Source organism: Candidatus Albibeggiatoa sp. nov. BB20, from assembly GCA_016744725.1.
Taxonomy (GTDB): Bacteria; Pseudomonadota; Gammaproteobacteria; order Beggiatoales; family Beggiatoaceae; genus Albibeggiatoa.
This window is the reverse complement of the sequence record JADGDW010000140.1, coordinates 1-12704: the sequence shown is the minus strand read 5'-3', so window position 1 is coordinate 12704 and position 12704 is coordinate 1. Positions and strand designations below refer to the sequence as shown.

The 12704-nt window shown below is 39.2% G+C and carries 7 protein-coding genes; 3 read left to right on the top strand and 4 right to left on the bottom strand.

The genetic code is table 11. The annotated features are described in order from the left end of the window. A partial coding sequence (locus ABXH34_RS14415; protein ID WP_353572584.1) for a choice-of-anchor Q domain-containing protein occupies positions 1–5983 on the top strand: 5983 nt, incomplete at its 5' end. 71 nt (positions 5984–6054) lie between these two features. Here the strand turns inward: ABXH34_RS14415 and ABXH34_RS14410 are convergent. The 3 genes from ABXH34_RS14410 to ABXH34_RS14400 are packed head-to-tail and all read right to left on the bottom strand — an operon-like array spanning position 6055 to position 9421. Then, complete coding sequence (locus tag ABXH34_RS14410; protein ID WP_353572583.1) at positions 6055–7506, bottom strand: GspE/PulE family protein; 1452 nt, start codon at positions 7504–7506, stop codon at positions 6055–6057. A gap of 5 nt (positions 7507–7511) precedes the next feature. Then, positions 7512–8075, bottom strand: a complete 564-nt coding sequence (locus tag ABXH34_RS14405; protein WP_353572582.1) for a hypothetical protein — start codon at positions 8073–8075, stop codon at positions 7512–7514. Continuing rightward, complete coding sequence (locus ABXH34_RS14400) at positions 8072–9421, bottom strand: tetratricopeptide repeat protein (RefSeq protein ID WP_353572581.1); 1350 nt, start codon at positions 9419–9421, stop codon at positions 8072–8074. Before ABXH34_RS14400 ends, ABXH34_RS14405 begins: the two co-directional genes overlap by 4 nt. 476 nt (positions 9422–9897) lie before the next feature. Between ABXH34_RS14400 and ABXH34_RS14395 the strand changes: the two genes are divergently transcribed. Together ABXH34_RS14395 and cgtA are read left to right on the top strand one after the other, a co-directional pair. Next, on the top strand, positions 9898–10290 hold the full coding sequence (locus ABXH34_RS14395) for a hypothetical protein (protein WP_353572580.1): 393 nt from the start codon (positions 9898–9900) through the stop codon (positions 10288–10290). Between the two features lie 124 nt (positions 10291–10414). Then, on the top strand, positions 10415–11452 hold the full coding sequence (cgtA, locus tag ABXH34_RS14390) for an Obg family GTPase CgtA (RefSeq protein ID WP_353572579.1): 1038 nt from the start codon (positions 10415–10417) through the stop codon (positions 11450–11452). A 58-nt stretch (positions 11453–11510) separates the two neighbouring features. Here the strand turns inward: cgtA and cysE are convergent, their stop codons facing one another. Continuing rightward, positions 11511–12305: a serine O-acetyltransferase gene (gene cysE, locus ABXH34_RS14385; protein ID WP_353572578.1), complete on the bottom strand. Its 795-nt coding sequence runs from the start codon at positions 12303–12305 to the stop codon at positions 11511–11513. Positions 12306–12704 lie beyond the last annotated feature (399 nt).

Genomic DNA, 12704 nt, shown 5'->3' with positions numbered 1-12704 from the left:
GGGTAGTACAGTTGTAAATACAGCAGTAGATATTGATGACGGTAATACAAGCCAAAACTCATTACGTGAAGCCATCGCCTATGCCAGTGATGGTAGTGAGATTACATTTTCATCCGCCCTTTCTGGTCAAACGCTATATTTAACCGCTCCATTAACTGTTGATAAATCAGTGACTATTGATGGTTCATCCCAGAATATATCCATTGATGGTAATGATGTAACACGCCACTTTATTATCAGAGCTAACAATGTCAGCATCAAAGATTTAAGCTTAGTAGATGGTGGTATAGGAAATGATGTTGGAGGCAGTATTTATGTTGAATCTGGTTCACTCACGCTTGATGATATGAGGTTTAGTAGTAACACAACAAATAGTCAAGGCGGTGTTATCTATGCTAATTTTGGTACGGAACTCACAATCACCCATTCTGGATTTTATGACAACAGTGCAGCTACAGGCGGTGTTATTTATGCAAATGGTGCAACTTTACATCTAAGCAACAGCACTTTGGCTCAAAATACCGCAATGATAGCAGGGGCTATTTATGCAAATAATGCAGCCACAACATTAATCAATAACACCATTGCTGCAAACAATACGGGTATTATCACCAATGGTGGCTCACTGTCATTCTCAAATAATATTCTTGATAATGATGTAGACGATTGTTTATTAACAGACCCTGAAACACCTTCTCCAACGACTGTATCAAGTAATAACAACAACCTCATTAAAGATGGCTCATGTGATCCTGATTATAGTGGTGATGCAAAGTTAGATGATTTAGATGACTATGGCGGCTCTACTTTAACCATGAAATTACTTGCAGGTTCGCTTGCGATTGATAATGGAATGGGATCGATATGTTCTACATTATCAGGAGGTAATACAGATCAACGCGGTGAATCGCGTGTTAATTCATGTGATATTGGTGCATATGAATATGAACCCCCTACCAAAAATTTACTTGTTGATAATCTAAACAATACTTTAGATGATGATACTTCAGCAAATAATAATACCTTGCGCGATGCAATTTACTTTGCTGATGCAGGTGACACTATTGAATTTTCACCTTCATTAACAGGCCAAACTATTACGCTAACAGAAGAAATCAGTATTGATAAAAAACTTACAATTGATGCAAGTGGTAACAATATTATATTGGATGGTAATGGAACAAATCGTATTTTTTCTGTGATTTCTTCGAGCCAATTAACTTTAATAGAGCTCACATTACAAAATGGTCAGGGGTCATGGGGTGGATTAATCCATGTGAAGAGCAGTAGCACATTAATTGCTAATGAGTCCACATTTCGTAATGGTATTGCTACTACAAGTGGAGGTGGAGCAATTGCAACAGTACCCACTTCATCATTGATTATTAATGACAGTACCTTCTATGATAATACAGCAGATTGGGGTGGTGCTCTTAATATCAAAGGCAGTGCAGATATTTTAAACTCCACATTTTTTGCTAATACTGCCAATTTCCATGCTGGTGCAATCAAAGTGGTTGAAGGCAGCAATGTTAATTTAACGTACGTCACTATTGCAAGAAATACAGCAGCCAATAATGGTGGTGGTATTGATGTCGAAGATACAACTGCAACGCTTAATATGATAGGTGTTTTATTAGCTGATAATACGGCGGATGGTGTTGCCGATGATTGCCATATCACCACAGGTACGGCGATTACAGGTATAAATCAATACAATCTAATCGAAAATAATGAATGTGGTATTACGCCACTGTTATCTACTGATCCTCAACTTACTACATCATTGGAAAACAATGGTGGCATAACTAAAACCCTAGGCTTTCAAACCATAAATTCTGATGCAATCGATGCGATTGATGCTGATACTTGTATCACGTTTGAAATCGAAACCGATCAACGAGGTGCTCCCCGTACACAGGGAGATGATTGTGATATTGGCGCGTATGAAAAAGAATTTGATTTACCAATAGCCCCAAGTAATTTAAACCTAGTCACTGTCAGTGATACTCAAATTGATTTAACTTGGGTTGATGAAAGTAGCGACGAAACTGAGTTTAGAATATTGCGTGATGGAATTGAAATCATAACTTTACCTGCTAATGCAACTAGTTTGTCAGATAAAAACCTGACATGTGCTACAACATATGGCTATGAAATATATGCAATCAATGGTGTGGGCGACTCTACTTCTATAACAGGAACTCAAATCACAGCGGATTGTACTGCGCCGACTGCACCATCAAATCTTACCTCTAGTGCGGAATCCAGTGATCAAATTCGTCTCACTTGGGCTGACAATAGTAGTGATGAAATTAGCTTTACTTTACAGCGTGATGGAAATGTCATTAGTACACTTGCTGCCAATACCACAAATGACACTGATTCAGGCCTAACTTGCGGCACAAGCTACACTTACACATTATATACAAGCAATGAAATAGGTGATTCTGACACGGTTACTGTGACAGGGAGTAGCGGTGAGTGCTTGGACGATACATTCAATCCACCGAACGCCCCCGCCAATTTGACGGCAACGGCACAATCAGAAACAACAATTCACTTAACATGGCTAGATGATAGTGCAATTGAAGAAAGCTATACTGTTTTGAGAAATGGTTTAGTTGTCGCAGAATTAGGCGCAAATGCAACCCGTTTTACAGATAGAGATTTAGCTTGTAGCAGTAGCTATGCCTATAGTGTTTTTTCCACCAATCAATATGGTGACTCCGCGTATTTAGTTCAAACGGGGCAAACATTAGATTGTGGCACATCAGAACCTACTACTGGTGATACTACCCAAACGCCTCCAGATTCTGGATCAAATGGGGATACAACTGGGGATACAACTGGGGATACAACAACTGACCCGACATTAAATCCTCCAAGTAATTTAAGCGCGACATTACGCCCTGATGAGACAGTTGAACTTGTATGGCTAGATAATAGCGATAGAGAGACGGGCTTTACAATCTTGCGTAATAACCAAGTGTGGGCAGAATTAGCCGAAAATATAACCACGTTTACGGATACATTTATCCAGTGTGGCTTTGTATATGAATATGCCGTGATGGCGACTGATGGTGCTGCCAATTCTTTAACTGTAACGGTGACGATTGTTGCACCACTATGCAATACAGATGAGATTGAAACACCTATCGAACCTGTAGAAGCACCAAATATCATTGATACCAATATTCTTACTCCTTACAAGCTTGTTATTACAGCAATTTCCTCGTCAGAAATTAATTTAACTTGGTCTGATGATAATGTGATTCATTCAGGACACTATATCGAACGAAATGGAAACAGCTTAATCACGGTTGCAAGTGATACACACAGCATTCTTGATAGAAACTTGAATTGCGAACAAACTTATACCTATAGCGTGCAAACGACAGTTGATAATTTTGCCTCTGATGCGGCTTATGTTTCTGTATTGATGCCGTCATGTCCAGAATTGCTACCAGATGAGACCACCAGTATGGATAGTGAAGGTAATCCATTATTTACTTTGAGCGTGACCAGTTCAGGCGAAGGCGGGGTATTTGAATGCGGTCAACAGTGTACCCAAGAATATCTACCAGAAACCGAAGTGTTTTTAATTGCAGACCCTGAGCCAAACTGGGAGTTTATTGGTTGGACAGGCAGTTGTGATGAAACAGGACGGGTAGTCATGAATACTAATCAACAATGTACTGCTAATTTTTCATCACTTGATGATACAGAACAATCGGTCATTACTGAATCTGAAGTTATTTTAGAGCTGAATATTGAAGGTGAAGGCGTAATTCAAAATTGTGGCAGTACGTGTACTTATGTTTATCCATATGGTACAGAGGTGTTATTAAATGTTACTCCTGCTCAAGGTTGGACGTTTAAATATTGGCGTGGTCCTTGTGGTTTTGGATATGTACACTTAGACCAAGATGCAATATGTACCGCAATATTTGAGCTATCTCCTGACTTAAGCGGAGCTGAAGCCCCACAAAATCCTGATACGGTTCACATTGAAAATGGACAAATTGATAACGGGCAAATTCCACAAAATACCAGTGTATCCAATATCCACTTTGTTGGTAATAATCATAGTGATGGTTTAGTTTCGAATGCGACTATTGAGGAAGGTGCAGCATTACAAGGCGGCCGTCTCAGTGGTTCAAATGTCAATTATGGTACGGTGGAAAATGTCAATGTTCGTCCTCATTCTGAATTGGAAGGCGGCCATGTTGCTGGCGAGATTCAAAACGATGGAGAAATGCGAGACATAACCATTGAAGAAGGAGCAACAATCCGTGGTGATGGCTCACTAGGCGGTACAATCAATAATGGTGGTTCAATTGATGACATGGTATTAGAGCCTGATACCGTGATTATCGGTGGTGAATTAACTGGTGTTATCGTTGGTGATCCTGAGCAACCTGCACGAATTGGCGATGCAAAAATTGATAATGCCGTCATCAGCAATATGTGCATAACCCCAACGGTTGAATTAGGAGACGGAGTGACAATAAGTGATAACGTCACCTTACCCAGTGTTAAAGGCAATTTCACCATTTTGGACTTTTGTGTATATCCTACTGAGGTGGAACAAATTAATCAAAATGATTTGGCAGAACGCATTGAACCTGCTGCCTTTAGCACATTTACCCCTGAAATGATGCAGCAATTACCGCCAGAAGATTTAGCATTGTTCACAGAAGAAGACTTAGCCTTTTTGGACTCCAATGCAGTAAAGCAAATGACGGATGAGCAGTTTGATAGTATTCCGTTAGAAAGTTTGAAAGGCTTACCCGCAGAAACATTGGATGTGTTGCCTTCTCATATTGTGAAAGAGATGAATGCCGAACAAGTCACTAATTTGAATAAAAATACATTCAAGGATGAGGCAGGTGATAAAGCCAAGCAAAGCCGAGCAGTCACTAAATTATTGACCCATTTATCGAAACAAGTATTGGAACAAAGCGGTGTTAATCCTGCTGATTTATTACCTGAAAACTGGGAAATTGACCCTGAAACACAGGAAATCAAACCGCCTGCAGGCAGTCAAGTAGTGTATAGAAGCTTTGAGTTACAAGGTGTGTCCGAAAACTTAAATATGCCAGAAACACCTGATTTTGATAGTGGATTTGGGATTGATGGAGAAGGTATACCATTGATTGAGCACATGAATGAAGGTTTGGGACAAACTCAAGCCAATGATACGGGCAGTAGCTCAATATTTCAGCCTGAAGACTTATCTAAATTCCGCTTTAAACAGAAAGACAATAGTATTTTGAATGTAGTCGGTTCAGATGAGTTTGCTAATTTTGTATTTAGTTTCTTACCTGATACATCAAGCATTCAACAAGCGGATGAAAATGAAGTGGACGTTGGTTTGAATCAAGTTGCTGGCGGCTTTTTGCAAATTACTATGCCTAATAGCCAACAATTTGTGATGATCCCATCACCTGATAAACCCGATGAGTTACATGCTATTTTTGGTGAAGATGCCATTATTAAAGTGAATGATAAAGGGGAAGTTTTTATCACTTACACTGATGGTGATACCCTGCGATTCTTGGTTATCATGTTTAATGCGTTAGTGGAAAATGATAATGGTGGTGAACGACTTACTTTTATTGCTGATATAACCACAACCCGTTCACGTAATAATCGGGCAATTCGTGAAGGTCGCGTTGTATTCAGTGATGGTAGTACACAAAATGTGTATCCTGCAATTTTGTATCCTGATGTGTTAATCAGTTTATTAAGCCAAATCGGGGCTGAAAACATGATTTATAACGTAGACGGCACATTCAGTTTGGGTTTTAATGGCCAGACATTAACCTTGTTACCTACTTATGATACTCAAGTTCAAAGTTTAGACTCTTGGGAACGTATTGATGCAAGTATTAGTGTTGATGGTAATGAGCTTGTGTATTCGGTGCAAGATACAACTGCGAGCCAGTTAATTGTTTCACGACTAATTATTAGCTTCTAATTGATGCTGAGAGTGCAAAATGAGTTTGCTTTAAGCTACATTTTGCACTTCAGTTCAGAATGAGGAAAAACCTACATCGCGCGTGTAACACGTACAATTTCTTCAGGCGTGGTAATTCCTTGATAGAGTTTTTCTAACGCATCAGCACGTAAGCTACGCATTCCTTCAGCAACAGCCTGTTTTCTAATCGCATTTGCATCACCACCTGTACTAATCACATGACGAATTTCATCAGATATTTCAAGTAATTCATATAAGCCTAAACGTCCGCGATAACCTGTATTAGCACAACGCTCACAGCCACGGCCACGTTTAATGATAGGGAAATCACTGCACTTAATCCCAAGTAAACTGGCTTCACGTTCGGTCAATGCAACATCTTCACTGCAATGAGTACAAATTTTCCGTACTAAACGTTGTGCCATGGTGGCAATCACACTAGAACTAATCAAATAAGTGTCCACACCCATATCCTGCAACCGGGTCATTGCCCCTGCGGCATCATTGGTATGCAAGGTTGAAAACACTAAGTGACCTGTTAAAGCAGATTCAATTCCGATTGAGGCAGTTTCATGATCTCGAATCTCACCGACCATGATAATGTCAGGGTCTTGCCGTACAATAGAACGCAATCCAGCTGCAAACGTTAGCCCGATTTTTGAATTCACATGAATTTGGGTAATACCTTCAAGCTGATATTCTACGGGGTCTTCAATAGTGATAATTTTCTTCTCACCCGTATTAATTTTCTCTAACGTGCCATATAAGCTAGTGGTTTTTCCCGAACCTGTAGGTCCTGTCACCAATAACATACCGTGAGGCTGTTGAATTAAGCGTGAATAAGGTTCAAGAATATCAACAGGCATCCCCAATTTATCTAAACTGACTTTCACATCGCTACGATCTAAAATCCGCAGTACAATCGATTCCCCATGCACTCCCGGTAAAGTGGAAACACGCATATCTAAGGTACGATCACCCATTTGATACTGAATACGACCATCTTGTGGTAGACGCTTTTCACCAATATCAAGCTTAGCCATTAACTTAACCCGTGACGATACTGAGGCTTGTACATTTGCAGGCAGCTTTTCAATATTGACCATTACACCATCCACCCGACAGCGCACTATCAAGTGTTTTTCCTCTGGCTCAAAGTGAATATCACTGGCACTGAGGTCTAAGGCGCGTTCCATCAAATGGTTTACCATCCGAATCACAGGCGCATCAGAGGCTAAATCTTTTAAATAATCATTATCCAATTCATCAATACCGCCCTCCGTTGTTCCTTCAATTTCAGGAGATAATTTAGCACGCCAATGCTTAATCAAACGCTCGACATAATCGCTTTGGGCATGTTCAAATTGGATTTGTTTACCAAGTAGAAAACGAATTTTGGCACGATCTTCAATATCAGGCACGGTTGAAAACATGAGACGTGGGTCATCTGGAAATGTTTCAACAGGCGCAATATGCTTTTTAGATAACAAATTGGTGAACAAAGGTAAAGTTAGCGGGTTCATAAATATTAACCTTCCTCTGTTATTGCTGAAAAACGAGCAAAACCAGTGATTTCAACAGCCCCTCGTAACATCTTATTACGCGGTGAGGTGTAAACATATAACTTAACCACTTCTAGTTTTTGTGGCGCATCTTCAACCGCTTTGAGAAAATCGATCAGTGTTTTTGATTGGGATTCAAAAGTGACTTTTTGGGTAATAAACATCCAATCCCCCGTATTTTCAGAAAATGCAGGTAATTCTTGAGTTGAATAACTTGCAACCCCTGTTTGCTTCGCCAATTCTCTAATTAATTTTTGAATTTCAACCACTAGCAAATCACGATTTTTCCCTTGCAGTAGCGAGGCATACACCGCCGTTCGCTCTTGCTTCATTCTCGCGTTTTGTTCTTGCCAAAATTCAGTTTTCTGAAATAGACGTTGGCTTTTATCAATTTGGGTTTGGAGTTGCTGAATTTCATCCACTTCATCTTGATAAAAAGTCTTGGCTCTTGGGTAAATTTCAAACGGCACAGCGTAAAAAATGAAAATCACCAGCATCATATAAAGTAAACGTTTTTCTTTTCTTGTCATGAGATTAGTTGATTTAATTCGTGTTGTAATTGGGTAAAAACAGAGGTCCAGTCTTTGGCTTGGGTTTGCCGAAATAGCATTGCAGTAGGATACCATGGGCTATCATTTCGATTTAATAACCATCGCCAATCAGGCACATGAGGCAATATAATCCAAGTTTTTTGCCCCAATGCCCCAGCCAAATGTGCCACAGAGGTATCCACCGTAATCACTAAATCCAAAGCCTGAATCAACGCTGCAGTATCACTAAAATTGTGTAGCTGATGGCTGCAATCTTGAATCGGCATCTCTGGGGTTAAGTGCTGCGTCGGCTCACCTTTTTGCAAGCCATATAATTTGACTGATCCATGTTGTGCTAACGGTAAAAAATGCTCCAATGAGCAAGAGCGATTCACATCATTCACATGTTTTGGATTACCTGACCAAACGATACCAACATTAAGCTTTTCTGCAGTTAATTTTATTTTCCATTGCTGTATTTTAGCAGAGTTTGTTTTTAGATACGGGATATTGTGTGGAATGCTGTCTAGCTGGGTTTCAAAAATACGCGGTAAACTGGCCAAGGGGGTGTAATAATCATAAGCGTTTAAAATGGGTGTATTGGCTTCGATAATTTCAATTGGCAAGTCTCTAAAGCTATCTTTAAGCAGTGGAATAAGTTGCTCATGGCATTTGAGTATCAACTTTTTAGCTTTTAGCAGCGGAATATAACGCAAAAATTGAATCGTATCCCCAAACCCTTGCTCATTGATAATCACTAAGGTTTTCTGTTGTATCTCTTCACCATGCCATGGTGGCTGCTTGGTCATAGGCAAGATAAAACCACGTTCAGGCAACTGCCAACGCGCTTCATAACGTGGCCAACCTTCTTTGTAATTACCATGTAATAGCTGTAGCAGAGCAATACTAAAATTTAACTCGGGTGATTGGGGCGCAATCTTAGCTGCTTCCTTATAACATAACATGGCTTGCGAATAACGGCCTAAACGGTGTAATGTCTTGGCAGTTAATAAAAAATTGTGCAGTGATGGTTCATAAGTCAATGCTTGTTGATAATGTTGTAAGGCGGATTCTAATTGTTCGAAACGGTGTAGGATTTGCCCAATACCACTATGAGCTATCGAATTTTTAGGATTGTATTTAACCACTTTTTGAAAATAATTGAGTGCGGGTTCTAACTTTTGTTGTTGTCCAAAAAGAATAGCTAGACTAAGGTAAATAAGTTCAAGCTGTTGGATATTTGGCTGTTTTTCCAGTGCCTGCAAATAGAATTCAATTGCTTGTCGCCACTGATTGTGTTGTTTGGCTTGTTGGGCTTGAGAAAGTAAGCTGTCTAAGGTTTGCATGGACGCGATAATCTAAATAATTTAACTGTTATAGTGACAGCGAAAGGTACAGATTTCAACTGAATATTGTGCATATCAATTTTGAAGGGAATATGTTTAAGTTTGCTAAAACGCTCCGTATCATCTTGACATGAACCAAGCGGTATATATCTTAATGAACTCAGCTACACATGTAGGTGGGTAGAACAAAGTGAAACTGAGAGTTAAATCGAAGCATATAATAATGGCCACGTATCATATTCTATTGAATTTTTAAAACTATCCAAGCCATTGTAAACTGATTTTTTGAAATTTTTGCCTAACAGAAACTGATTTGGAAACCTATGCGGTCAGAAAGTGACTACAGCATGGCTATTGGTTAAACTCACTTTTTTAGGTACAACTTTAGTCACAATCAAAACGATGGATTTGGTAGAATTAAACCGAAGTTACAAACAATATCAATATTCACAAATTGCCTGAGGATTTAAATCAAGATGACTGATACACGACCAGCACTAGATGATTTTAAATATAATTTATTTTATTTAAACTGCATTGTGGCCGCCGTTGCATTAAGCGCACTGGCTATTTTAGAATCACAGCCTAATTTTGTTGAACAACTCATGCAATCAGTACGTCTCATCGATGCAATTATTTTTGCTGCGTTTGGTATTTGGTCACGAAAAGCACGCGTTTTTTCCCCATTTATGCTATTTCCATACTGCATTTATTTGATGTTTGACCAGAAAATGGTTGGTTCTCCTTATCACTATGCAGCCATGGGTATTTACGTTGCAGTGATGATAACTGCAGTAATAAGCCTTCATGCAAGCTGGAAAGCAGCTACCCAAAAAACAGCAACCGAAACAGAAAATCAGGCTGAATAATCAAACACTATCATGTTTAAATCCATTTTTTGTTTCTAATTAGCATTTTTTGCTATTCAAAATAATTGTTTAGCGATAAAATGCACGGTTTAGGTTATTTTATTGAGCGGTAAATAGTGCCATTATGAAATTTGTTGATGAAGTAAAAATTGAAGTAATTGCAGGCAAAGGTGGTGACGGTTGCTTAAGCTTTAGACGTGAAAAATTTATTCCTTTTGGTGGTCCCAATGGGGGTGATGGCGGTGATGGTGGTAGCGTCTACTTGATTGCGGACGAAGGTTTAACCACATTGTTTGACTTTCGCTATACCCGCTATTTTAAAGCCCAAAAAGGTCAACAAGGCATGGGTAGCCAATGTACAGGGAAAAAAGGTGAAGACCTTATAATTAAAGTACCTATAGGAACGGTTGTGTTTGATTTGGAAACCGATGAAGTCATTGGCGATCTGACCAAAGATAAACAACAACTCATTGTTGCAAGAGGTGGCCACCATGGCTTAGGTAATATTCATTTTAAAACGAGCACTAACCGTGCACCACGTAGAACGACCTCGGGATTTGCAGGTGAACATCGTCATTTACGCTTAGAATTACAAGTATTAGCTGATGTGGGTTTACTAGGGTTGCCCAATGCAGGAAAATCTACTTTTATCCGCGCGATTTCCGCAGCAAGACCTAAAGTAGCAGATTATCCGTTCACCACCTTACATCCTCATTTAGGTGTGGTTTCAATTGATATTGACCGTAATTTTGTGGTTGCAGATATTCCTGGTTTGATTGAAGGGGCTGCTGATGGGATGGGTTTAGGAATTCGGTTTTTAAAACATCTATCTCGTACCCGTTTGTTATTGCACGTGGTTGATGTGATGCCAAGTACTAATGATCCAATTGAGGATGCGCTGAAAATTATTAAAGAACTGGAAAATTTCAGCCCTGAATTAGTAGAAAAAGAACGTTGGCTGGTGTTGAATAAATTCGATTTATTGGCAGAAGGCGAACAGCAAGCCCATTGTGATGCAATGTTAGAGTTGTTAGATTGGCAAGGCAAAACTTTTATGATTTCGGCTGAAACAGGGCAAGGTTGTAAAGAGCTTAGCTATGAAATTATGAATTATTTGGATAGCTTAAAAGAAAATGTTGAGCCAGCACCTTTTGTGCCTTAAAAATTATGATTAGGATGCCATCCCAAGATTAGGAATGGCATTTTTAATCGATTGAGCATTACGAGTGGTCTTTTTCACACATACACACATTGAGTGCATCACAAGCAGGACAAGGGTCATCTTTTTTAGAGTGCTTTTCTAAAGGCTTTTCTTGATTAATTTGTTTTTCTAGCGTCGCAATCCGTTCCAACATACATGACATCGCGCGTGCAACAGGGTCAGGAATGAGATGGTGATTTAAATCCACGCCATGTGATAAATGTTCTGCATCATAAGGGGTTTGCACCACTTTGCCGGGAATACCAATCACGGTGGAATTAGCAGGCGCATCTTTAACCACGACTGAATTTGAACCCACTCGCACATCATTACCTAATGTAATTGCTCCTAGGATTTTTGCACCCGCACCGACTAACACGCCATTGCCTAGGGTTGGATGTCGTATACCTTTATTCCATGACGTACCGCCCAAGGTGACACCATGATACAACGTACAATCATTACCAACCACTGCCGTTTCACCAATAACCACACCGATACCATGGTCAATAAAAAAACGCCGACCAATTGTCGCACCAGGATGAATATCAATGTTGGTAAACATTCGACTGAAAAAAGCCAATAAACGTGCGACATAATGCCATTTTGCTAGCCATAAACGATGGCTAATACGGTGAATTAGAATCGCATGAACACCGGGATATGTGGTTAAAACTTCAATACTGTTACGTGCCGCAGGATCGCGATCAAATACACAAGCAATATCTTCTTTCCATAATTGCCGCAGTGTCATTTCTTTTGAGGTCTCATGTTTGGTTTCAATCTCAACATTGTAGTCCTTTACCATCCCCATATTATTTAACCTCAGTTTTATATTCATTTATGGTGAAGCATTGATTATAAAAAATTATATTTAGCTTCTTGAGTTAAACAGAAAATTGTTCACACCTCTATCCGATTAATAAAACAAGTAAACTTTTCCTAATTATAGCAAATTTATTGGTTAGCGCTAACTCAATAAGTCAGTTAATATTAACCATAAAAAATCCAATGAATTCATTGATTTCCAATATTATATCAGACTTTGATTAAGTACATGGAGAGTTATATGAGTCATAAAATAACGCAATTAAACCTAACTCATTGGAATGAGGTTTCTTATAGGTTTCATATTTGTATACTTAACTATTATTACCAAGATTTGATTGATAGGTATGGTATTAGCTTTTTTCAGTATGTAGAGGAAGGGCTT